We start from the raw sequence: 23594 nt of genomic DNA, 5'->3' as shown, positions 1-23594 counted from the left end.
TTGGAGAAGGCGAACATGCCCCATAGTGACGATGGAGACACGAAAGTTGGGCAGGTGCTGGCCGTGTTGCGCGGGCAAGGCATCGAGGTGGATAACTCTCCGCGACGGCTCTCCGAGTACTCCTACGATGCGTCCAACTACCGTGTCCGGCCTGCCGCCGTCGTCTTTCCGGCCAGCGTCGACGACGTCAGGAAAGTGGTGCGCGAATGTTCCGCCCTGGGCGTCCCCATCACCCCGCGCGGCGGTGGAACGTCCATGGCGGGAAACGCCATCGGTGAGTCTTTGGTGATCGACCTCTCGCGCCGCTTGACGAACGTGGACGCGTTCGACGAGAGTAAGGGGGCGATTTGGTCGGACGCCGGCGTGGTCCTTGGTGAGCTGCGCTCCTACGTAGAGAAGGCGAGTGGCGGCGAGCTGACCTTCGCTCCGGACCCTTCTTCCATGACCCGTGCCACCATCGGCGGCTCTATCGGCAACGACGCCTGCGGTAACCACTCGGTGGCCTACGGACGAATGACCCAGCATGTGCAGGAAGTGGAAGTGATTACGGCCGACGGAGCGCACTTGCATGCGGGACGCGGCTTCATCCGGGCCGTGGACACGGGTGACCAGCACTCTGTTGTCCGGGCCGCGGAACTGCTGGCAGGCCTTAAGGAGTTGGCCCAAGCCAACCTGGCCTCGTTGCGGGTTGAGCTGGGAAACACTCCCCGGCAGGTGTCCGGCTACCACTTGGGACACCTCCTGCCCGAGCACGGCCTGGATGTCCCGGCCGCCTTGGCAGGCAGCGAAGGAACGTGCGCCCTGGTGGTTCGGGCCAAAGTGGGAATGGTGCCGAAGCCCCGGACCACGGCACTCCTGTGCCTTGGCTACGCGAACACCATCGATTCGGCACGCGATGTGATGACCATCCTCGCTGCCAAGCCGAGTGCCATCGAGGGGCTGGACGCATCGATCGTGGACATCATGCGCCACCGACGGGGTGCCGCGAGCGTCGACTCCCTCCCGCAGGGTAAAGCGTTCCTGATGGTTGAATTTCCTGGGGACACCATGGAACAGGCGGCCTCCGATTGTGAACAACTGTTGGAGAAACTCAACGCCGATGGCCGCGTTGTAGACCATGCGATCGTCACCCAGCCGGGCGAACGAGCCAAACTCTGGCGGGTCCGGGAAGACGGCGCCGGACTTTCCTCGCGCAGGATCGACGGAGTCCAGACCTGGCCCGGATGGGAGGATTCAGCCGTCGCTCCCGGGCGTTTGGCCGATTACCTCGCGGAACTGCTGCCCCTCGTGGAGAAGTACGGCTACACGGCCTTTATGTACGGGCATTTCGGAGCAGGTTGCGTGCACATGCGCCTGGACTACGACCTCCGAAGCGACACCGGGCGGGAGGCTTTCGAGAACTTCACCCGCGAAGCAGCGGCACTCGTGGTGGCCCACGGCGGCTCGCTTTCGGGGGAACATGGCGACGGCCGGGCACGCAGCGAACTGCTGGACGTGATGTATTCGCCCACGATGCTGGCCACCTTCAAGGCGTTCAAACACCTCTGGGATCCTGCCGGAGTCCTCAACCCTGGAATCATCGTGGACCCCGAGCCCTTCGCTGCTTCGCTGGCTCTTGACGGCGCGCCCGAGCCGGGTCCAGCGCACGGTGAGCCGGCCGCAGTGCTGGGTGCCGACGTCGTACCTTCTTTAGCTGGCCGCAACCTGCTGCCGGTGGTGAGCCCGTTCGTAGGCAATACCCACGCGTGCATCGGGGTTGGGCGCTGCCGTGCGACCACCGGCGGCTTCATGTGTCCCAGCTACCGTGCCACCAAGGACGAGAAGGACTCCACGCGAGGCCGGGCAAGAGTCCTCCAGGAACTTACCCGCACCAAAGGCACCAGCCACGACGGCTGGTCAAACCCGGAGGTCCGGGAAGCCCTGGATTTGTGTCTGTCCTGCAAGGCCTGCTCGGCTGACTGCCCCACCGGGGTAGATATCGCAGAGGCCAAGTCGGAACTGGTGGATGAGCACTATCGCGGGAAGATCCGACCCTTTACGCATTATTCGATCGGTTGGCTGCCGCGGTGGCTACCACTTTTGACGCGCATTGCGCCTATCGCCAACGCGGGGACCGGCTTCCGGCCGTTTCGGTGGGTGGGCGAAAAGTTGGGCATTAGCGCACGACGGCGGCTCCCGGCCTTTGCGGTGTCGGGCCGTATCCGGCGGCGGGTGGACGAGGCCGTATTTACGGACGACGCAGACGTTCTGCTCTTTATCGACAGCTTCACCCGGGCCTTCCGGCCCGAAGTGGTCCCGGCCGCAGCCCGGGTGCTGCGCGCATCGGGCAGTTCTGTGGGCTGCACACCCGACGCCTGCTGCGGACTGACGTGGATCTCCACGGGTCAACGCGGGGGAGCGCGACGCCGGCTGGCCCGGTTGATCAGCAGGCTCGACGACGGCACGGATCGCGATATCGTGGTGCTGGAACCCAGCTGCGCGGCGGCCATCCGGGACGAAGGTCCCAAGATGGTGGGCGGTGCAGCAGCCGCGCGCGTGGCTGCCCGGATCCGCTCGTTCTCCGTGGCTGTCGATGAGGCTATCAAACGTGGCTGGAAGCCGTCCGCCGTTCCCCCCAAAACCGCTGTACTGCAAACCCATTGTCACGAGCATGCGGTCTTCGGTTCGGGCGCACAAAAACGGGTCCTGGAGGCGTGGGGAGTACCCAACATTGTGGAGTCGTCCTCGTGCTGTGGAGTGGCCGGAAACTTTGGCTTTGAGGCCGAGCACTTCGACATGTCCATGAAGGTGGCCGATCACTCCATTGCGCCGGCGCTGGAGAGCAGCGACGGGCTTGTCCTCACCGACGGTTTCAGCTGTGCCATGCAGGTATCGCAAATTGATCCGGAACGCTCCAGCAAGCATCTGGCGATTGCCTTGGATCCCCTGAGTGCCCGATGGACGGAGAACTAGGTGGCGTATCTCGGCATTTTCCTCATTCTGGTGGCGGCGGGGTTGCGTTTGGCAGGCGGGCATTTAGCCGGACCGTCCCGCGGGCCCCGGGTAACGGCCAGCTTCCGTGGCGTCCACGCTGTTCCCTTGGGAGCTGCTGCTTTCCTGGTGGCTGCCAGCGGGGTCTTTATCTTCGCTGTGGGCATCAGCGTAGACGGTTGAGCCGTGTCTCAAACTGACACGGTTGCTTCGGGGTCCCGTGACAGATGCTGGAAGTGACCCAATAGCCCCATTACTTTTGAGAGTTGATCTCGATGATGAACAGGAAGCTCGCGCAGGGACGGCATGTTGAATGGTTGCGGGCATCGGCACACTTCAATGAAACCGATCTCGGTGAACGGACCGACCTTCAGCTGAAGCGCTCCGGGAAACTCGTTCACCGTCTCCTCCAAGACATGGCAGGAGGCCGCGACAGCGACGCCTCGCCGTGGCCAACGCCGGGCACCTAGCCCCTCAAGCCGCGGGTCCGTAGCGTTTGTTCCTGGCACTGTGTCCAAGCGCTACGGCCCGCTTCCTTTACGCCAGGAGGCAGAGTTGGGCATTCGTGGATCCGCGGTCAGGGCAGTTTCGCCGCAAGCGGCGTCCGGGGCCTGGGAGGCCTCGCCAACGTCCTACGTGTTGCCTGTCGACTTCGGCGGTTTCGCGGGGCCAGACCTGGCTACGGCTTGCCTGCTCCTCGATATGCCACCGCGAACTATGATCAGGCGCCTGTGCAGGACCAAGCACACCGTCAGGTCGTTCGCTGCACCCGCGGCCTCCGCCCTGATAGAGATTCCGTGGGGGAGGCATTGGCACCAAATGGCCTACGCCGGCAGACGGATCAAAGCGGTCCCTCAGGGCTCCCTTACCCTTTCTGTCCTCGGCGTCACTCTCACCAGCTGCGACGGGTACACGGACGACCTCGTGGTGGGCCGAGTACGGGAGTGTTTTGCTGACTGTCTCATCGGTAGAGGTGACTCTGTGTGGTTTAGGTCTTCTCAACCTAACGACTGTTAGTTAGACTCATTCCGTTACGACCCTTTTGAGGATGAAATGAGTCCATCTCCGCGTGAGCAGGCGAACGCTCCTGTCCGGGAATTCCTGTCCAAACGCGACTGGTCGGCACAGACGCCCGCCAGGAGGCGGATCCTCGTAGCTTTCCTCCGGCTGGCTGCCGCCAACGGTTACAACTCAGTGAGCATGCGTACGCTGGGCCGCGAGTTGGGCCTGAAGGCGCCAAGCCTCTATTCCAGCTTTCCGCAGGGCAAGGACCAGATCGTGGCCGAATCGCTCCTGTGGTTCACCCACGGATTCGCCCGTGACCTCCTTGATGCAGTGCAGGAAGCTTCGTGTGCGGGAGACTACTGGGCGGCCCTTGTCCGTTTCCATGTCGCCCAGCAAGTGAGCACGCCCGAGGCTGATCTTTGGAATCTACTGGTTGCTTCGGACAAGGTGGCAGGGTTCCTTGGTCAAGGACTGCGTGAAGAGCTGGCCTTTTGGCAGAGCCTGCACGAGGAGATGTATACCGCTGCGGCCGAAGAGATGGGACTCGCGGTCACGCGGCAAACAATCCAAGCCATTTTTACGCTGCTCGACGGGGCCGCTCACTGGTCCGCTTGGGACGGCACGGTGGCTCATCTGGAAAGCCTGGCGGACCACGGGGTGGCCCTCAGCCGTTCCTTGCTTGAGGCGGGGACCCCAAGCCCGTTGGGGGGCATAGCCGGGCTGTCCCAACATGACACAACGCCCTCCCTTGCCCCGTCGATACTGTGATTCAGAACTCAATATTTAGTGACGAGGATTACATGAATAACACCACTCTTGACGCACCAAAGGTGTCGCGTCAGACCCAGGAGAACCGGCTCAGCGGCAACATGGGAGTGGGCGAACTCGTGATGAACGTGCTCGCTTTCTCTTCGCCCCTGGCCACGGTGGCCGGAACGCTGCCGGTCCTGCTCATGTTCAGCGGGCAAACTGCACCGGCCATCTACTTGCTCGTGACGCTCATGCTGCTGATCTTCTCGGTGGGATTTGTCAAGATGAGCCGGACCGTCAAAGGCCAGGGTGGCTTCTACTCCTTTGTCACAGCTGGACTGGGCAAGCCGGCCGGCCTCGGGGGCGCTTTCCTGGCACTGTTTGGCTACATTTTCATCGGATTCTTTGCGCCATCATTCTTCGGGGTGACGCTTCAGGGATTCGTTCTTAATACCCTTGGCGGTCCAGACATCCCTTGGTACTGGTATGCGCTGGCCATTACTGCCGTAACTACTGTGCTGGCCTACAACCGCATCGATCTGTCGGCCAAGCTGCTGACCATTGTGATGCTGCTTGAAGTGGCGATCATTGTCGTGTTCGACGTCGTTTCGTTCTCGGCCAACGGACTAGGGGCAGTGCAGAGTGCAGGGTTCGCTCTGCCGTCCATCACTGACGCAACCCTTGGCCTGGCACTGCTTTTCGCCGTTGGCAATTTCTTCGGGTTCGAAGCCACCGTTATCTACCGGGACGAGGTCAAGAACCCGGACAAGACCATCTCTCGCGCCACGTATCTGGCCGTGGCTGGCATCGGCATCTTCTATGCAGTGGCAGCGTGGGCCTTCATCGCCTTCTTCGGTGCGGACAAGATCCAGGCCGAGGCAGAGAACAACACGGTGAATTTCTTCAATGACGCACTCGTCGGCCTCGTGGGCAGGATCTTCGCCGACGTCGCCGTCGTTCTGCTCATCACGTCCGTCTTGGCTTGCATGCTGTCGATCCAGAACATCGCTGCACGGTACAGCTTCGCGCTGGCCTCGGACCACGCCTTGCCTTCTTTCCTAGGCCGGGTGCATCCCAGGCACAAGTCGCCGTACGCCTCGGCACTGGCCGTAGGTATTGTGTGGGCGGTAGCAATCGTGCTGTTTGCAGTCGTCGGGGTGGCTCCGGAGGTGCTGTATCCGATCGCCAGCGGTAGCGGAACCTTCGCCGTGCTGCTCCTGATGTTCATCACAAGCTTCGCTGTCCTGGTGTACTTTATCCGTCGCCGCGGCTTCGCTCCGGAATCAATCTGGAAGACGGTCATCGCACCTTTCATCAGCGTGCTGTTCCTGGGCGCTATCACCTATCTGGCTATTGCCAACTACCCGGAGCTCATTGGCGGCTCAACGGTTATGACGGCCATCTTCATGACTTTCACCTTCGCGCTTTTCTTCGGCGGCATCGTCTACGCCTTCTTCCTGCGGACAAAGCGGCCCGACATTTACGCGCGCTTGGGTCGCCAAAGGATCGACTGATTCGAACTCCCTATAGGCGCCGGTCCGGGTCACCTTCCATGAGATCGCCTACCCATGGCAGGTATCCGCGGTGGAAGACCATTCCCTTTGGCAGCCCGTCTACGGAAACCGATGAGCCGGATATTTTGATATTGATCCTGCCCTCACCGATCGGCGCGTTGGCGATGTGCAAATCGCCGTAACTTTCTGGAAGGACAGGGTCCATCCAGATGCCGCCCTGGGATACGTCGGGATCGTAGCGCATGAGAGTGGACACCAGCATGATGGGTGCAGTGGCGGCCCACGCCTGTGGCGAGCAGGCAGTGGGGTAGGGCACGGGAGCTGAGAACGCCTCCCGACTGAAGCCACAGAACAATTCCGGCAGCCGGCCATCGGAGAACTCTGCAGCCTCCAGCAACGCCGTCGAGATACGTTGCGCTTCCTCCACGAAGCCATACCGCATAAGGCCTACCTGGATAATGGCGTTGTCGTGCGGCCAGACAGATCCGTTGTGGTAGCTGACGGGGTTATAGGCGTCCATGTCGTCAGCCAGGGTACGCACTCCCCAGCCGCTGAACATTCGATCAGACATGAGGTGCTCTACTACGCGCGGTGCCTTGTCGTCGTCGACAATGCCGGTGGCCAGACAGTGTCCCATGTTGGAGGCGCAGGCATCGACCGGACGCTTGTAGCGGTCCAGGGCGATTGCGAAGTAGCCCTTTTCCGGCAACCAAAACAGTTCATTAAACTGCTGCTTCAGGCGTACAGCGCGGGCGCGGAGTTGGGCCGCTTTGGCCTCGTCGCCGACCTCGTGCGCCATCCAAGCCGATGCTAAACATGCGCTGTAAACATAGCCCTGCACCTCGCTCAGCGCTATTGGGGCTTCGGCTAGCGTTCCGTCGGCGAAGTTAATGCCGTCCCATGAGTCTTTCCATCCTTGGTTGATGAGGCCTCTATCGTTAAGGCGGGCGTATTCGACGAAGCCGTCTCCATCTCTGTCGCCGTAATTCCAGATCCAGTCCATGGCGCGGTCCGCATGGGGCTGCAGGTCAGCGATGGTCTCTTTAGCGAAACCCCATCGGCTGACTTCGCCCAATACCATCAGAAATAGCGGCGTAGCATCGACGCTCCCGTAGTACGCCGACTTTCCGCCAAGGGCAAGGCCACTGGATACGTCCAGACGTACCTCGTGGAGGATCTTTCCGGGTTCTTCCTCGCTCAGGGGATCTACGACACTGCCTTGCAGGTCCGCTAGCGTTTGTAACGTACCCAGTGCCAAGGAGGGATCAACCGGAAGTGCCATTGTCGAGGCCCAGAGAGAGTCCCGGCCGAAGAGTGCCATGAACCACGGCGCCCCTGCAGCAACTACCACGCGCTCGGGATGCTTCGGGTCCTCGATCCGCAATGCCCCCAAGTCTTCATAGCTGCGCCGCAGCGTTCGTTCGATGGACCGATTGCCCATGTGCACCAGGGGGATTTTGGCCACCCACTCCTGCCGCCGACGGTCGCGTGGCGAAAGGGCGTCTTTGCCGGAGTGAACACGGGGCAGAATGTCTTCCACGCCCCACGGCGCCACCCTAAGCCGCGCGTTCCAGTGTCCGTGCGGAGGAACGGTCGTCCGGTACGTCACGGCCTTGGGCGTCACCACTGCGGCGGGGCCGCCGTCGATATTGACGCCCTTGGTAATGTCCTGCCATGTTGCCCGGATGATCAGCGAGTGGGCCTCCACTTGCCGGGTTTCCTGCCAGGTTCGCTGCACGTGCGCCTCCTTGACTTCGAAGAGGTCCGCAAAATCCGACTCAACCGTCAGCGCGATGACACACTCCGCGGGCAGTCCAGAGTAATTCCGGACGGTGATCTGCTCGGTGATGCCAGTGCCCACTTCCCGTAGTCGTTCCACGACCAGCGGGCTGTCTGCCCTCCCGTCCCGGCGTGCCACTCGACCTGCAAAGAGAACCCGGTAAGGCTGTTTGACGTCCGCTGCAAGCGCCTCAACGGGTTGTCCGTTCACCGAAAGCTTCCAACAAGACAGGATGCGTGTGTCTTCGTAGAAAACGCCATGCGGAAGGCCCGGAACTATGTCCCCATTGGTTAACGAGATGCAGAAGTTGGATCCTTCCACCAGCGTGACGGCCGCGCCCAATGCTCCGGCCGCCGTGTCAGCATTCCACCCAGCCATTGCGGCTCCTTTGAGGATCGACATCGGAGTGGTCGTTCACGGATGCTCACCGTCACAGTGCCATCTGATGCCTCGTCGTCAGTATTTCTGACGCTACGCTTGTCGTCGCGTGGGTACTAGCCTTCAGCCGGCTCACAGTACGGGTTTGGTGAGTCAGTCTCCGGGGCCGATGATGTTCGGTCGAACCTCTAGGCGCCCCCAGACAGTACGGGGTTTCGCGTTTGGTAGCTCGTCCAAGAGCGATGTCTGATATCGATGTCCGCTTCCTGCTTTAGCGAGCCAGTGCTTGGGCTGGGCTGATCGTTGTGGCTTTGGCCGCAGGCCAGGCGCCTGCGAGCACACCAGCCGTCGTTCCTGCGGCTACGGACAACAGAAGAGTAACGGGATCTAAGACGGGGACCCATCGATTAATTGCCGAAACAACGATAGTAGTGATCAGTCCAAGGGCCGAGCCTATGAGCCCGCCGAACGTGCCTAGGGCCACTGTTTCCCCTAAAAGCTGCATGAAGATATCACCCCTACGCGCACCGAGGGCTCGCCGCAAACCAATTTCGGGAGTTCGAAGAACCACGCTTGCGGCAGTTGCGTTAGCGATAGATACGGCTCCGATTGCGAGCGTGATCAGGCTGACCATCAGGCTGAGTTGAGTCACACTCCCTTCAATCTCCTGCCGGAGTGTCTTGGGGTCCGGTGGGGCTGCAATTTGCAGAAGTTTAGGGTTGTTCGGAGTTACCGCGTAAGGGACCTGTTCTCCAACTTGGGCAGCAGCCCCAGCGACGGTTTCGATTAGTATTTGACGTTTCGGGACTTGGTCCCCGGAGACGGCGTTTTTTTGGAAGCTGGAAACCGGAATGATTGCTCCGCCGGCAAGAGCTGGAATTCTCTCTGTGTCGCTGTAGATACCAATGACTGTGTATCCGAGGTCGTTGATGAATACAGCGGCTCCTGTTTGCGTGACGCCGATCTTCTGAGCGAGGGACTTAGAGAGCATGATCACCGGATCAGCTCTCGATTCATGCCCGGAATCGAAGAGCCGCCCCATCAGCACGTGGGGAGCGACCGCAGCAAGGGAGCCTTCATCCATACCGTACATTTCCACAGGGACAGGCTGACTCTGTTCTACGAAAAATCGATTGACGTCGATGGCACTCGCTGACATGATCCTGCCCGCGTGTTCCACGCCGCTAAGGTTGCGAATTTCAGTCACGGCCGATGGCGAGAACCAAGTGTCCGCTTGCTGGACGCTTTCGTCCTTGGAACCGGCTGCAGTGTCGGCCACGACTGTAACCTCGGTGGCACGTCTGACGTCAAATGCTGTAGAAACCTGGTTGCTCGCCGTACCTGTGATTCCGAGCGTCGCAACGAAGGCGGCGCAGCCAAGTAGGGTGCCGACTGCCGTGAGGAGCGATCTCGAATAGTTGCGGCTTACAGAACGCCAAGATTCGACTATGAGATCCCGCAAGGTCAGACGTGTCGGTCTCAAGCCCAGGCTTGCTGCCCGAAGCCGCCGTGATTTCCGCATGGCAAGTGGGTTTCGTGAGCGCCGGTTAGACATGTTGAAGAGACTCATTTTCGTTGATGACTCCGTCCTGGACGGTGATGCAACGCTTCATTTGCTGCGCTAGATGCTGGTCGTGCGTCACCATGACGACGGTGAGCCCTGATTCGTTTAACCCGTCTAGGAGGTCCATCACCAGTCTTGTGTTCTTGCTGTCTAGATTGCCTGTGGGCTCGTCGCAGAACAGAACGCGTGGTTCCATGGCGATGGCTCGTGCAATTGCCGCTCGTTGCCGTTCACCGCCGGAAAGGTGCCTCGGGTCGGCATGTGCTCGGTGTCCGAGTCCCAAACGTTCCAAAGCCCTAGTAGCCCGATCTACACGCTCTTTCGGTTTAACGTTCGCGTACACCATCCCTAGCTCGACGTTCTCAGCGAGCGTGCGTCCTGCTAGGAGGTGGAATGCCTGAAATACAAATCCGAACCTCTGTCCCCGAACTGTTCCCCGAATGAGATCGTCTTCAACTGCCACCTCGACGCCCTGCAGCTTGTAGCTCCCCACCGTCGGAGCGTCTAGTAAACCCAGCATGTTGAGTAGCGTCGACTTCCCAGATCCTGACGGCCCGACGATTGCTATCTGGTCTCCCTCGTAGATGCGGAGACGGGTGGGGCTAAGTGCCACTACAGGCACGACGCCAGGGTATGTTTTGGACAGGTCGGTCAGCTCGATGAGTGGGACGTCTGTTTTACCCCTATTCAAAGGATCTTCCAACTATGACTCGGTCTCCTTCACCTAACTGCGAGGGGTCTGTTGGGGTGACCTTGACCCATCCGTCCACGTTTGTACCCACGCTGACCTCTATGGTTTCGTCGGGTCTGGTGGCAGGGATAACGTAACTGGTCCCATTGGCGTTGGAGTAGACGGCAGTGATGGGGATTACCAGAACGGGTTGCAGCTCACCGCCTGTCGTTACAGCTACTTTTTGGGTTGATCCAGCTGCGCCTACTGGCGGTATCGATGAACTGTCGAGAAACCTTAGGTCTATCCGTACACCGGTTCCCAGTCCCGCTATTTCGCCAGGTTCCGTTCCCATCGACTGGACTTCCATGTCGATCACCGTGCCGCCGTCGATGCTGGTGAGTTGTGCCTTGTCGCCAACTTTGAGGGTGGCGGCTCGTTCGGGTGAGGTCGAAGCGGTCACGATATTGCTTCCACCGTCCAGTGTCATTAGGGGCGCGTCTGCTGCAATGATCTTGGATCCGATGCTGACCGTGAGGCTCGTAAGGACATTCTCGGATTTTGGAACAGTGGCAATATTCCGAGCGGGGAGGTAAGCGACCTCTCTAACCGATGAACCACTTCCAGTCGCTGGTCCTTCATCAGAAAGACCGGTGCTGAAGGTGGGCGCTTTTCTTGGAACTTCGTAGCCTAGGTCTGCATAGAGCCTAGTAAGACCTGCTTGCGTCGCAGCGTCAAACACTGAATTTTGGCTAGTTGAATAACCAAGGGCTGCGAGGGAAAGCTGTAGCTGCGCTACGTCTGGCCCAGTATTGCCTGCTTCGATGTCGCGATAGGCCGGAAACGGCCAGTTCATTGCGATGAGTGGCTCACCATTAGTTTCAAGAACTACAGCGCCGACGCCGAATCGGCTTCCGATGCTGAGCGGAGTTGCCGTCACGACAGGAGCCTTAGCGATCAGTGCATCTGAAGGCTTAAATGCGAAACTCGGGCCCGGCGACACAACGCCACGCATGACAACCTGCGAGGTCAAGGATCGCTTTTCCACGACTGCCGTGACAGGTTCCGCAGGTGGTGGCGAGGCATCACCAGCTATCTGAGCCGGCGACTTGAGCAGCGGCAATGCGATCAGTGCCACCACAACCAGCAGAGCTACAAGCAGTCCACTGATACCCATCCAAAGAATAGCCCGACGACGACTATCTTTTGGCGCGTTGGGGCGCGGCGAACCGTTCCTGCTGTCAGTGGTCGAATCAAGTGATTCAAACTCGGGCTCATTGGTGCTCATGTACTACTCCAGACGTACAACCCCGGCACAGCTGCCAGTGCTGCTGATATGGCCAACCTACGCGCTAACTCTGTTGAGTTGCCGCTGCGGCCGATTTTGCTAGCTCTCTAATCAAAGGGTTCAATTCGGACAATTGCCCTTCCTGGGCAGCTATTGCCGAAGCTTTGGCATCCGTCAGAGTTCGCTGCCACTCACGCTGTGCCCCTATATCCACGGAGCACTGGTACATCACCTCAGCGGCCCGTGACTCCTCAGAAGTAGGCATGTACGCTGTGCCGGGACGCCCCGGGTTGATGACTACGCTGCCGCCCTTAGTCAGATCAGGCCAAGGAGGTTCGGACGCGTTACCAGTTGGAATCTGAAAATCGACCTGCCAGACAGGGTTCTTGTTGGGTCCGTCCTTGTCGACAGGTGTTCCTTTTTCGGACATGCAGGCAAAAACGCGATCGTTGAGGGCGGGCCTTATCTTTTCTGCAGCAGCGTTGAGCTCACTCGCGAGTGTGTTGCCGAGAGCAGTGTAGTTGCGGATCAAGGACGCGTCTCCGCCGATCTTCTTCACAGCCCAGCCATGGCAATCCTGTTGGACAGCAGAGAATGCTCCATCCATGACTACTACTGAGCGAACGAGTGGCGTCAGATCGTGTCCAAACCCGCGCATTCTGGCTTCTTCAGCGGAAGTACGCCACGGCACTTCGCCGTACGAGTTGAACGTGGAGGAAAAGTCAGGCGTCTCAGCCAACGTCCGGAAATCATCGGCTTTCTGATCCGGAAGAACCTCAAGGAATTCAGGGTAACCATTTGATGCATAGCACTTGAATTGCAGTTCAGTAAGAGACGAGTTTATGTTCAGCAGTTCCTTGCTTAGATAACCGTTATAGGGATCATTTTTATCGACACTCGTCGAAGGGGGGCTGTAGGGCCTACTTGCCTGGGGTGTGCTGGATGCTGTGACGTTCGGGGGACTGGAGCAGGCTGCCAGTCCAAGTACAGAAATGGTGACTGAAGTCTTAAGAATGTTGCTGAGCTTCATGAGAATTTAGGAGACAACCTTCCGGCATTGTCTGGTGAAACTAGTTGGTTCCGGGCGATGCCATTAGGCATCGCCCGGGAACTTGCCTCTAGCGGATGTGAACGGTGATGACGTTCACTGCTCCACCAAAACTACCGCGCCACCATTTGGGACGCAGCGGTGAGGTGGTCTCGGGTGTAATGCTCGACTTGTACGTCACCATGCCCGAGTTGTTTCCCGTTGAGAGGGTGATCGTGTTCAGCACTGTCACGTACACATCGCCATAGTTGGCAAAGCAGAACGCTTCGCCATTGGTCTTAATGGTTTGGTAGTACGCGTTGCTGTTGCACGGCGTCACCATGTTGGCCGCCTGAGCGCCGGGTGCGGTGAACAATACGGCGGAAGCGGCAACTGCTAGCCCTGCCCCGAGTGTTTTAAAGGTTCTACTGATTTTCATAATCAACCGATCATTTTGGACTAATTAACATTAGGTCCGCTCCCTTGCAGTGTTCTTTATAAAGCTGAAGAACTCTCCCCCCCAAAGGGATTCGTTCGCATCAAGTGCAAACCAGTACTAACATACTACATTTTTCTAGAGGGGAAACTCTAAGTAAGCACGGTCAGCGGGCGCTGTTTGACATGAATGTTTCTAATACTTGTGTTATTGTCCGGCGGCATTTCTCAGGCTGTGAACTGGCACGGGAGATGATCACGTGAATACCGTTCGACTCGAGTCCTACCTTCGCAGCGCTGGCATAGCGAGGAGCCTGCGTAGCTACAGTGCTTATCTCGATTGGAGGGGCCACCTGCGATTGACATCCGATTCGAGAACTTGGCATGTCATTGCACTCTGAGCGTTAGGGTGTGTCTCCTAAAGCGGTCAGCCAGATGCTGGCGGCCCGGAGGACGGCTCCGCCGCGGTAGGTCAGGGCGAGTTTGTCGTAGCGTGTTGCCAGTGCGCGCCACTGCTTGTAGGTGTTGAAGTTCCGTTCGACGACGTTGCGGCCCTTGTAGTCCTCCTTGTTGAAAGCCGGTGGTCGGCCGCCGGTGGATCCACGTCGTTTTCGATGGCCGATCTGGTCGGACGGTTGCGGGATGACCGCCACGATGCCGCGGTCGCGCAGGTGTGTCCGGATCGCCTTGGATGAGTAGGCCTTGTCACCGCGGACACGGTCCGGGCGAGTTCGAGGCCTGCCCGGACCGACACGGTTGATCTTCAACTGCTCCGTCAAGTGAGGAAACATCGGCGCATCTCCGCCCTGCCCGGGAGCGACCAGCAGCACCAACGGCCTGCCCTTACCGTCGACGATGGCGTTTATTTTGGTACTCAAACCACCGCGGGAACGGCCAATCGCATGATCGTCCGGCTTATCAAACAGATTCATGTAATTCGAACAGGCCCCCTGTGGGGCGGGGAAGGTTGGTCCATGCTGGTGGGCACGGTTCACCGTCGAGTCAACGGAGATCGACCAGTCCACCTCACCGCGGGCATCAGCGACCGTCAGCAGCCCGGCCAGGATCCTGTCCCAGGTACCGTCACCGCTGTAGCGCCGGTGACGCTTCCAAATCGTCTGCCACGGACCAAACGCGGCCGGCATGTCCCGCCAAGCAATCCCGCACCGATACCGGTAAATGATGCCCTCCACCACCCGGCGGTCGTCCCGGAACGGACGACCCCGCCGCCCAGCGGACGAGGGCAGCAACGGCTGAATGCGGGCCTACTGCCCATCAGTCAAAACAGAACTAGGAGACACCCATCAAGTTTCCCCGACCAGAACTCCAGAATTTAGGAGACACGCCCAAGGTGCGCTTGCCGGAGTCAGCGTTCCGGATGAGTCCGTTTTCTGCACCTGTACGACAAGTCTTGCCTTGGCCACGGCCGCGCGCGGTATTGAGCGTGGAAGCTTGCCACTGGCGTGGCGCTTTGGTACATCCCGAAGCCCTGGGCGGTCGGGACGGGTCTGTCTGCGCAAAGCGTCTTAGGCCGAAGGAGCGACGGAGGCAGCGGCGGATGCTTGCCACGCCGAGGGCAGATGCCGCAGCAGCCCGCAGGAGTGGAGCGGGTGGCCCGGCGGTGGCCTGGCGCAGGCTTCGGGATCGGACCAGTACGCAGACGGCGAGGACGAGTGTTGCTTCTGCAGCCTGGACTCCCGTGGCGAAGACAAGTACATAAGGGCCGTCGGCTCGGGCCGGAGTAGCTGCGAGTGTGTGGCTCACGGCGAGCGAGGTGAAGCCGGGTGTGCGGATGGCCGTTAGCTCTGCACCGTCCGGGATGGCGAGCGGAGCCCTGCGCCACGGACGAAGGCTACCGAGCATACAAAACGCTTCCGATGTGCGAAAACGTCCGGCAATCCAGGCGAGTCTTCGCAGGTACTTGTACTCTCGTGAGTTCAATGCCGAAATTGAATCTTCCGTCAAGCTGGCTGGCGAGGGCTGCAATCAGGGAATGTCTAGTCGGTTTCTGTATGCGGTGTTCTTGTTGGGTGTTCCAGCCTGCAATGATGCCGGCTCCGAGCATGTGGTCGGTGAGGCGTGCGGAGCGGTAGCCGGGGTCGGTTTCGAGGGCGAGTTGGAGGTATTGGTGTGCTTTGGATCCTCTGCCTTCCCACCAGTTGATGTAGCCGATGGTGGTGAGGATGGGTGCTGCGTGTTCAGGGCTGATGAGCGTGTAGGCGTTGGTGAGGAGTTGTTTGGCCCATTCGACGCGTGACCAGTCCGGCGCTGTTCCGGTTTGGGCGAAGAGGATGCGTTCGGGTAATTCGTCGATGCCGGGGATGACTGCCATGAGCCGGTCCCGGACGTGCGGGAACTGGAAATACGCGACGAGCTTCAGGGCGTCCTTATCGGTGGGGTAGTCCTTGCTGTCGAGCATGCTGATCCAAAGCTGGTGGGCTTCCTGGGTGGCTGCCGTAGTCTCTCCACTGAGGATGGTTTGTTTGTAGTGTTCGACGGCGGTCGCGTACTCGCGCTGGTCGGTCGCCGCGGGGAGGGTCACCTGATTCGTGGGTTCGATGGTGCTGCCGCGGTAGATGAACTCGGCGTTGACCTGACTGTATTCGGTGCTGCTGAGGGGGATGGCGATGTTGTCACCGGGCTGGGTGTCGTAGGGGGAGTAGGTGGTGGCGGTGACGTAGATGCCGTCGCGGATGGTGATGCCTTCGTGGGCGAGGACTCCGGTAAGGGCTGCGATGGTGGCCCGGTGGGGTCTTGCTTCGCCTGGCTCTGGGGTTTGGGTGGTGTCGAGGGCGAAGACGATGCCGGTGACTCGTTCGTCGGATGTGAGGTAGGCGGCGACAGTGCGGGCGAAATGGACCTCGTAGCCTGGTTGTTTGGGCAGGTCGATGCGGAGGGTAGCGCCGACTTTGTCTTTGTCGAGGGTGATGCAGACGAGGCTTTCTTGTGGCCAGAATCCGAGGGTGTGGCCGATGAAGCTGAGAAGGTCAGCTGGGTCCTTGATGGTGAGCGCATTCATTTTCCTGTCTCCTCTTGCCTTTTCTGTTGTCTCACGTGATTCGGAGTGGTGGCCCTTCGAATCCGACGATCGTGGTGTCAGCAGTAGGCCCTCGACAGCGTGGGGATATCCAGAAAGCTGAGCGGCGGATTCGCATCTGGTATTCATGGGGATCGATGGTTGCTGCATCATGATCGTGAACGGTCGAAGTTTCATGGCACGTCGACAGCTCCACGCGAGGGACAGTGGTCCGGCTGTGATGCGTGGCGGCGCGCACGGGCCTCGGACGCAAAGTGGGCAACCGAGGGGTCCGAGTCTCATGGATCCCTTTATTCAGGGATCTGCAGGAAGAAGTGCTGGTCGGGCCGACGTATGCGCCGTTATCGGTTTTACTTCCCTCGGTGGATCTCTTAGCCCAGGGCCGCTCGAGGTACCGTTTTGGTACCATTGGTTCATGGCTATGAATCTGCGTGTCCCTGAGGACCTTGATCGTCGGCTGGAGAAGTTGGCTGCCGAGGAGCACACTTCCAAGTCCGCACTCCTGTTGCAGGGCGCCGAGTTGGTTTTGCAGCGCCGTGCGCGCTGGCGCGAGATCAGTGAGGGTCTGGATTTTGTCATGAGTCACGACGCTGATTTGCTCACTAGCCTTGAGGACGCGTGACCGCTTACCTGGACATTGAAGACGCGCTCCAGGTTGTTGATCGGTATGGCTTCCACATCCGCGACGTCGGCTTGTTGGCTTCGGCGCTTGCGCGTCCCGCGACAACCGTAATGGGGGCGGAAGCTTATCCGGACCTCGCCGTGAAGGCGGCCGCCTTACTTGAGTCGGTCGCGCGGTTCCATCCACTACTTGACGGGAACAAACGGACTGCCTGGACACTTATGGTGCTGCTGTTATGGATCAACGGCTACCGCCATGACTTCACAACTGACGAGGGCTTCAGACTAGTGGTGGGCGTCGCCGCTGGGGACGTTGAACTACGGGATTCGGCGGCCGTGATTTCGAAGCATCTGGTGCCACGCTGAACGTCGAAAAAAGAGCTGTGGACAATGTCCACAGCTTCCGTTTCGGACTGGCTCGTACACCGGCCGAACTGCCCCGGATTCCGCAGGTTTCCCCCACTTTCCAGTGTTTACAAGGCTAGGAATCGCGTTCGAGTCCCACCTCGGGCACGGCATACCCCCTCGTCAGAGGGGGTATTTGCTTTAACGTGTGTACAAATTAGGTGGTCAGTTCCCTCTGACATTGACCGCGGGGTGTGCCTGGCGCCGCGGTTCGCCTGTTTTGTTGTGGGGGAGCGGGTTCAGGGTCGTGGCTGGTTGGCCCTCCGCGTGCTGTGAGCTGGGGTTATATGTTCCTCTCTTGGTTCGTTCGGTAGGTCGTGGTTGGCCTACACCTCTTCATGGGTAGGGGTACTGAGCGCGACATGACTTCGAGAGCCTGCGTCAAAGTTCTTCAGTTCTGGCTCATTGCCGGAGCGGAGAGCCTTAGCTGGGGACGGCTTTGTCAGGCCAAAGGGGGTGTGTACATTGTCCACACTTAAATCCGCTTTTTCGTAGCTGTTCGCAGCCATTTGCCTAGTCCTCCTTCGGCCCACATTCTGCTCATCGCATGCGCGTGCAATGACGACATGACGCCGGTCTTGAATTTCATTGCGTGCGCGGTTCCGTCGCTGAGCCGACCGAGGGCATTCAGGCCGGATTTATCCGTTTAGTCGATGCGGCACTACGAATGCAAGGGGGGCGGCGCGGGCTCTTAGTCGTTGGCAGGGGCTGTGGAGGTTTGCCGGATCACGCGCTTGACGGCCGAGCGTGCGGAAGCGGCCAGTCTGCCGATAAGTGCCCTGTCGTCAAGCTAAGGAAGAGGGGACCGTCAGGGGCGTTGATTTCTCAGACTCGCCTTGGAACTCGGCCGACAGGGAAACCCCGAGGACGAATGCGGCACCATCGAAGACGTTCGTTTCGACGACCGCGCCCAGGTTCGAGTCGGTGATAATGCGGACAAGCAGGATCACGAACACGACGGCGCTGAGGACCGCTACGATGTGGGAGAACTTATGGATGCAGCGGTAGCCGATGATCGCCAAGGTTGCCGACATGAGGGCAACGTCGAAGTACCCACGGGACACAGAGACCGGGAGCATTGACAGCACGCGGCGAGGTTCTTGATGAGGATTGCCGTCGAAAATGCACAAACCCACTAGTAGCAGGTTTGTCTTTTCGGCCGATTTGAACCGGGAGTTAGACTAGGAGCTGGCGGAGAAACAGAACCTGCTTTATCCAGTGGTGTTCCTGCCCTCCTTCATGGTTGTTGAACCTGTACACCTCCATCTCCTTCGTTGGGCCGGGACGGGACGCGTCAGAAGTGCCCGAGCCGTACGCGTTGAAGCTGGCGAAGACAGTAGAGGGCGGGCAGATGTCGTCACTTTGCGCTGCCGAGTAGAGCGCAGGCGCCGTAGCCCATCGTCCGAGGTTGACGCCGTCGAAATAGCGCAGGACGTCAAGTACTTGCTCATACCGGTCCCGATGACGGGCAAGGAAGGCGGCGATTTCCGGGTACGGGCCACGCGGGGCGATGTCGATAGCGCGCGGAAAATCCTGCAGGAACGGGACGTCGGGCAAAGCTGCCACGACGCCGTCGAGCCGACCGGCCACCAGCCCGGAGACAGCTACCACAATGCCGCCGCCCTGACTTCCGCCGGCGAGGACGACTCGTGCCGCATCCACCTCAGGGTGGGATTGTGCTGCCTCCACTGCCCGGAAGGCATCCGTGTACACCCGCCGGTAGTAGTAGTCTTCGCGGCTGCCGACGCCCCGGGTCATGAAGCCGGCATAACCCACGCCGCCAGCCGACGGATGGGGATCAGCAGTCTCACCCACAGCAAAACCGTAACCCTGGCCACGGGTGTCCATGATGAAATGCGCGTACCCCGCCTGCGCCCACCCTGTTTCCTGGTTCGCCAGTCCCCGCCCACCGGAGTAGCCGACGTAGTGGACCACCACAGGCAGCCTGGAACCTGAGTCCCTGGTGGCAGGGAGGTGCAGCCATCCCTTGATGGGTTCCCCACCGTACCCTGCGAAGGTCACGTCAAAGGTGTCGATCACAGAAAGGTAGTTCTCGACGGGCTCAAACCGGGCGTTCAGGGGGTAGGCTCTGGCATCCGCGATCGTGGCATCCCAGAATTCGCGAAGGTCTTCCGGCATCGTCACATCGGAGGTATAGCTGCGGAGCTGGGCCAACGGGAGGTCAAAAAGTGGCATCGCGTCCGATTCTGTTGTTTTCTGGAGGGGCTGGCTGGATCTGGCTTGGCATTTCCGTACCAGGAGCAGCTCCGAGGGCGGCTGCGGCGGAGAAGGCACCATCGATGGACCAGGAGTGGAGGACGGCGGCCACGTCCTGCCGCTTCTCGTCCCGGACAGCCTCTTCATAGGAACGTTCCAGTAGTGCGTCGATCTGCACCCGCCAGCCGGTGGCTGCGCTTTCGATGGCTGCTTCCACCATGGCCAGGCTGAGGATGTTCGCGTGAACCTGACCCATGGGCGGAGTTCCTGTTCGGAGCGCTGAAACGAACTCGTGCAAGGATCCGTGGACGTCCGGGCCCGGCTCCTCCACCACTCTCCGGCCCGGGTGAACGGGGGCATGCACCTGAACAGTATCCTCTACAGCAATGTCAGCAGCGGCGTCTGCGGGGGAGGATGGGGTCACGGTCGGGGGATTATCACCGTCCCACACGACAGTCCCGTTTTCGCCGCCGAGCCGCCAGGCTGCGTTCCAGGAGGTTTCCTGCCCGGGGCTGCACCAGCTTCCGTTGAACACGAACCGCTCGCCGCCGGACATTTCGAAGGACGCTACGGCTGCCGCGTCCCCTCGATACCAGCTCCAAGCAGGGTTGTATTCCTCGCAGAATACGGAGACGGGGTCCGCGTCCAGGAGGAAGCGCGCCATGTCGAACTGGTGGATGGCCATGTCCAGCAGTAGCGGGTGCTCCATCTGGTCGCGGTATCCGCCGAAATGCGGTGCCTTGAAGAAATCGGCGGACAGCGTGCCCAGCCGGCCGAGCCCGCCGGCGAGAGCCTTGCCGGCGAACAGGTCGCGGTTGTAGCGGCGGGACTGGCTGACCATGAACAACTGGCCGGTGAGCTCGGCGGCAGCGACCAGGCTCAGGCCCTGAGCCACGGTGGACGCAACCGGCTTTTCGCCCAGCACGGGAAGCCCGGCGAAGAGCGCCTCGGCGGATACGGGGTGGTGGGCGGCCGGAACCGTGACGTTGATGACCGCCTGGGCGCCGACGTCGGACGCCAGTTGCGCTGTTCCCCTCCCCACTGGAAGGTCAGGTTTGCCGATCGAGGCGGCGCTGGCACGCGCGGCGTCCAGGTTAAGGTCAACGATGCCGCTGAGCTCCACGAGCGGCGAGGCCTCCACCGCCCCCAGCCAGGTGTGGCCCATGGCTCCGGCGCCGACCAGCAGCACTTTTAGCGGACCCCGATCGTCCTCAATTGTCGCGAACGGGCGGCTCATGCCGTGGTTTCCTCGTAGATCGCGGTGGCGCCCTTGTAGTCGGCGCCCTTGTAGAACTCATCGGTGTCATATTGCAGCAGTTCCGGAAGTTCCCGGCGCGACCGGTCGGTGAATGCCCACTGGACGGCGTTGGAGATGACCCGGCGGATGTCCTTGTGGTGATACACCGGGAAGTCCTGATCGCCGGGGCTGAAGTAGAAGATCTTGCCGTGGCCGCGTCGGAAAGTGCAGCCGGAGCGGAAGACTTCGCCGCCGCTGAACGAACTGATGAAGACCAGTTCCTCCGGCCCAGGGATGTCGAAGAATTCGCCGTACATTTCCTGCTCATCAATGATGATGGGGTGCGGAACGCCCTTGGCGATGGGGTGGGTGGGGTCCACGGTCCACACCAGCTCGCGGTCCTGCTCGCTCCGCCAGCGCAGGGTGCACGTGGTGCCCATGAGCTTGGTGAAGATCTTGGACCAGTGGCCTGAGTGGAGCACGATCAGCCCCATTCCCGAGAGCACGTGGCGGTGCACCCGCTCCACGATCTCGTCATCGACATCGGCGTGGGACATGTGCCCCCACCAGGTCAGGACGTCCGTGGTGGCCAGGACCTCTTCGGTAAGGCCGTGCTCCGGCTCGTCCAGGGTGGCGGTGCGGACGACGACGGCGGCACCCAGGTTCTCCTCGATACCCTCCTTCACTGCGCCGTGAATGCCGCGGGGGTAGAGTTTTGCCACCTGCTCGTGTTCCTGCTCATGCCGGTTTTCGTTCCAAACTGTGACCCGGATCGGGGTGCTTTTACTCATTGAAGCTCCTTGTACTTCTGTCATCGCCGGACTCCACGGGAAAGTAGACGGTGTAGTCGCCTTCAGTTAGGTCGGAAAGGGGTACGAATTGTATGTCAGGGGTGCGGATGGTGCGGTACGTGCCTGCATTCCACCAGTGATGCGTCCTGGTCTCATCCGGCGCGAGAATAGTGGTGGCGTCCCCGCCATGTGCGCGTTCGACTGGCACGCGCCGTGAGGTCAATCCAGCGAGAACATAGGGTCCGTCTTCGAAGGACAGTACGCCAGGGTTCTCGGGAGCCGGGATGGCGCGAACCCGGGTCGGGAATTCGACGCGTAGGAGATCTCCCGCCGACCAGTCGCGATCGACGAGAACCCACCCTTCTTCCTCGACGTAAGCAAGCTCATTCCCGTTGCAATACACGCGAAGTGGGGCACGGACCCAATCTGGTATTCGTAGTCGCAAGGTGAATCGCGTCGTTTGGTCTGGACGCACCTTGATATCGAAGACCATTCGGTCGGGGCGTTCGGTCGGCAGATCCGGCTCCAGACGTTGGATAGCGTTTAGACCGTCCAGGGTTTCAGTTTGTCCGAACACCACACCGTCGAGAGGATCCTGCTGAATCCGAATGGCGACGCTTGTGTCGGCGACATCGTCCCAACGTGTGTCCGAGGGTATGTATTGGCTGATGCGGAGACCATCCTCGTCCCGCTGCACGGCAGCCGTCGCGTGGTGAGAGTGCGCTTGCAGGAGGGTGCCGTGGCAGCACCAGAAGTCGTTGGTGCGCGAACCCCATTGTTTCTCACTGCCAGGCGCGAGGGGAAGAAAGTAGGTCACCATGCCTGTCCTCTGATTTTGCTGCGCAAAAATTCCGTTTACGAGGTTCCGTTCCCAGTAGTCCGCATAGCTCTTTTCGCCCGTCCAGCTATACAAGGTTTGCGCCAAACGCATCATGTTGTAAACAGTGCAATGCTCCTGCACGCGGTGCAAACGCGAAAGTACAATTTTCGAAGGTTGCCAGACCTCTCCCGATGTAGACCCACCCGTACAGTAAGTGCCACGGGAAGTAACGGCCTGAAACCAAAACGCTTCGACGATGTCACGCCAGCGCCGGTCTCCCGTAACCTCCCACGCTCGGGCAGCGCCCAGTATTTCAGGGATTTGCGTATTGGCGTGCCTGTTGGTCAACACGTCCTCACCGCTGAGCAGACGATCGAAGAAGCGTGGGCGGTCGTAGCGGCTCATCAACACTGAGTATTTATTCTCGCCCGTTTCGCCGTAGAGATTCGCCCAAATCTCCAGCATCCCCCCGGTCTCCACATCCAGAACATCGTCAAGCTGCCCGCGGCTCAAATGATCCGTCCACTGCACGAACCAATCAGCGAAGTTCGTGAGCAGCTTCAGCGCTGCGGCGCTGCCTCCGATCGCGTACATGTCCCACAGCCCCATGAGGATCTTGTGAACCGTATATTGGGGTGCCCACACCTCCTGACCCTGCACAACCCGGTCCATATATCCGCGCGGAATCCCAGCCACCCACTGACCGCCATTCGCCTCCTGGCATCTGACCAGCTCTTTGACAATGTGGTTGGCTCGCGCTCGTACTTCCTCGTCGTGTGTTGACAGGTAGGCTGCGGCCGACAACCAGTGACCGAGGATATGTCCGCGAAGGTCACTCGTGGGCGATTCCCATCCCCAGTGCCAGTTTTCGGGGCCGTCGGCTGCAGTTTCTCCGACAGTTGTCCCTACAGAGCCGGAGTATCGCCACAACCCCGCCTCCATGCGATAGGGGCGAAGTAAGTTCTCAGCGGTGAGACTCATCAAATATTCGCGATTCACCTGTGCTCTGGACAGCGCGGGACCCTCAAGTAGTTCAGCATCACGAGGTCCTACGAAGCCAACGGAAATTCTCTGATTCACAAGAT

General features: G+C 60.1%; 21 protein-coding genes. 7 read left to right on the top strand and 14 right to left on the bottom strand.

Annotated features, from left to right (window positions below):
* Positions 1–15 precede the first annotated feature (15 nt).
* The 5 genes from AC1DCM_RS00740 to AC1DCM_RS00720 all read left to right on the top strand — a co-directional run bounded on the left by AC1DCM_RS00740 (position 16) and on the right by AC1DCM_RS00720 (position 6239).
* Positions 16–2952 (top strand): FAD-binding and (Fe-S)-binding domain-containing protein, encoded by a 2937-nt coding sequence (locus AC1DCM_RS00740; protein WP_442016905.1) that lies wholly within the window; start codon positions 16–18, stop codon positions 2950–2952.
* A complete protein-coding gene (locus AC1DCM_RS00735; RefSeq protein ID WP_131134403.1) occupies positions 2953–3153 on the top strand; it encodes a hypothetical protein in 201 nt (66 codons plus the stop codon).
* 92 nt (positions 3154–3245) lie between these two features.
* Positions 3246–3440: a hypothetical protein gene (locus AC1DCM_RS00730; RefSeq protein ID WP_131134404.1), complete on the top strand. Its 195-nt coding sequence runs from the start codon at positions 3246–3248 to the stop codon at positions 3438–3440.
* A gap of 583 nt (positions 3441–4023) precedes the next feature.
* Positions 4024–4743 carry a TetR/AcrR family transcriptional regulator gene (locus tag AC1DCM_RS00725; RefSeq protein WP_442016906.1) on the top strand — a complete coding sequence of 240 codons (720 nt, stop codon included), beginning with the start codon at positions 4024–4026 and terminating at the stop codon, positions 4741–4743.
* Positions 4744–4775: 32 nt separating this feature from the next.
* Positions 4776–6239: an APC family permease gene (locus AC1DCM_RS00720; protein WP_442016907.1), complete on the top strand. Its 1464-nt coding sequence runs from the start codon at positions 4776–4778 to the stop codon at positions 6237–6239.
* Positions 6240–6249: 10 nt separating this feature from the next.
* On the opposite strand, the gene AC1DCM_RS00715 is transcribed toward AC1DCM_RS00720, so the two are convergent.
* The 9 genes from AC1DCM_RS00715 to AC1DCM_RS00675 form a co-directional block, all read right to left on the bottom strand.
* The gene (locus AC1DCM_RS00715; RefSeq protein WP_442016908.1) at positions 6250–8397 is read right to left on the bottom strand and encodes an amylo-alpha-1,6-glucosidase; all 2148 of its coding nucleotides are present in this window, start codon (positions 8395–8397) and stop codon (positions 6250–6252) included.
* A 271-nt stretch (positions 8398–8668) separates the two neighbouring features.
* Complete coding sequence (locus AC1DCM_RS00710; protein WP_477517158.1) at positions 8669–9919, bottom strand: ABC transporter permease; 1251 nt, start codon at positions 9917–9919, stop codon at positions 8669–8671.
* A 25-nt stretch (positions 9920–9944) separates the two neighbouring features.
* Positions 9945–10664 carry an ABC transporter ATP-binding protein gene (locus AC1DCM_RS00705; protein ID WP_442016910.1) on the bottom strand — a complete coding sequence of 240 codons (720 nt, stop codon included), beginning with the start codon at positions 10662–10664 and terminating at the stop codon, positions 9945–9947.
* On the bottom strand, positions 10645–11571 hold the full coding sequence (locus tag AC1DCM_RS00700) for a hypothetical protein (RefSeq protein WP_442016911.1): 927 nt from the start codon (positions 11569–11571) through the stop codon (positions 10645–10647). Before AC1DCM_RS00700 ends, AC1DCM_RS00705 begins: the two co-directional genes overlap by 20 nt.
* Positions 11572–11983: 412 nt before the next feature.
* Positions 11984–12949 carry a hypothetical protein gene (locus tag AC1DCM_RS00695; protein ID WP_442016912.1) on the bottom strand — a complete coding sequence of 322 codons (966 nt, stop codon included), beginning with the start codon at positions 12947–12949 and terminating at the stop codon, positions 11984–11986.
* Positions 12950–13037: 88 nt separating this feature from the next.
* The gene (locus tag AC1DCM_RS00690) at positions 13038–13385 is read right to left on the bottom strand and encodes a beta/gamma crystallin domain-containing protein (RefSeq protein WP_442016913.1); all 348 of its coding nucleotides are present in this window, start codon (positions 13383–13385) and stop codon (positions 13038–13040) included.
* A 400-nt stretch (positions 13386–13785) separates the two neighbouring features.
* The gene (locus AC1DCM_RS00685; protein ID WP_442016951.1) at positions 13786–14640 is read right to left on the bottom strand and encodes an IS5 family transposase; all 855 of its coding nucleotides are present in this window, start codon (positions 14638–14640) and stop codon (positions 13786–13788) included.
* Between the two features lie 31 nt (positions 14641–14671).
* Positions 14672–15244: a hypothetical protein gene (locus AC1DCM_RS00680; protein WP_442016914.1), complete on the bottom strand. Its 573-nt coding sequence runs from the start codon at positions 15242–15244 to the stop codon at positions 14672–14674.
* Complete coding sequence (locus tag AC1DCM_RS00675; protein ID WP_442016915.1) at positions 15234–16400, bottom strand: DUF4192 domain-containing protein; 1167 nt, start codon at positions 16398–16400, stop codon at positions 15234–15236. Before AC1DCM_RS00675 ends, AC1DCM_RS00680 begins: the two co-directional genes overlap by 11 nt.
* Before the next feature lie 439 nt (positions 16401–16839).
* On the opposite strand from AC1DCM_RS00675, the gene AC1DCM_RS00670 reads away from it, so the two are divergent.
* Entirely contained in the window at positions 16840–17040 is a 201-nt protein-coding gene (locus AC1DCM_RS00670) for a ribbon-helix-helix protein, CopG family (RefSeq protein ID WP_477516969.1), read from the top strand.
* Entirely contained in the window at positions 17037–17405 is a 369-nt protein-coding gene (locus AC1DCM_RS00665) for a type II toxin-antitoxin system death-on-curing family toxin (RefSeq protein ID WP_442016917.1), read from the top strand. The genes AC1DCM_RS00670 and AC1DCM_RS00665 overlap by 4 nt, the downstream gene beginning before the upstream one ends.
* Before the next feature lie 824 nt (positions 17406–18229).
* Here AC1DCM_RS00665 and AC1DCM_RS00660 read toward each other — a convergent pair.
* The 5 genes from AC1DCM_RS00660 to AC1DCM_RS00640 all read right to left on the bottom strand — a co-directional run bounded on the left by AC1DCM_RS00660 (position 18230) and on the right by AC1DCM_RS00640 (position 23589).
* Complete coding sequence (locus AC1DCM_RS00660) at positions 18230–18532, bottom strand: hypothetical protein (protein ID WP_441437372.1); 303 nt, start codon at positions 18530–18532, stop codon at positions 18230–18232.
* A gap of 88 nt (positions 18533–18620) precedes the next feature.
* Positions 18621–19640, bottom strand: a complete 1020-nt coding sequence (locus tag AC1DCM_RS00655) for an acetylxylan esterase (protein ID WP_441437371.1) — start codon at positions 19638–19640, stop codon at positions 18621–18623.
* Positions 19627–20898 carry a Gfo/Idh/MocA family protein gene (locus tag AC1DCM_RS00650; RefSeq protein WP_441437370.1) on the bottom strand — a complete coding sequence of 424 codons (1272 nt, stop codon included), beginning with the start codon at positions 20896–20898 and terminating at the stop codon, positions 19627–19629. The genes AC1DCM_RS00655 and AC1DCM_RS00650 overlap by 14 nt, the downstream gene beginning before the upstream one ends.
* Positions 20895–21689: a ThuA domain-containing protein gene (locus tag AC1DCM_RS00645; RefSeq protein WP_441437369.1), complete on the bottom strand. Its 795-nt coding sequence runs from the start codon at positions 21687–21689 to the stop codon at positions 20895–20897. Before AC1DCM_RS00645 ends, AC1DCM_RS00650 begins: the two co-directional genes overlap by 4 nt.
* Positions 21682–23589, bottom strand: a complete 1908-nt coding sequence (locus AC1DCM_RS00640) for a beta-L-arabinofuranosidase domain-containing protein (RefSeq protein WP_441437368.1) — start codon at positions 23587–23589, stop codon at positions 21682–21684. The genes AC1DCM_RS00645 and AC1DCM_RS00640 overlap by 8 nt, the downstream gene beginning before the upstream one ends.
* Positions 23590–23594 lie beyond the last annotated feature (5 nt).

The organism is Paenarthrobacter sp. 10N417, assembly GCF_056394745.1.
Note: the sequence above shows the minus strand (reverse complement) of the source record. Positions and strands in the feature narration are given on the sequence as shown.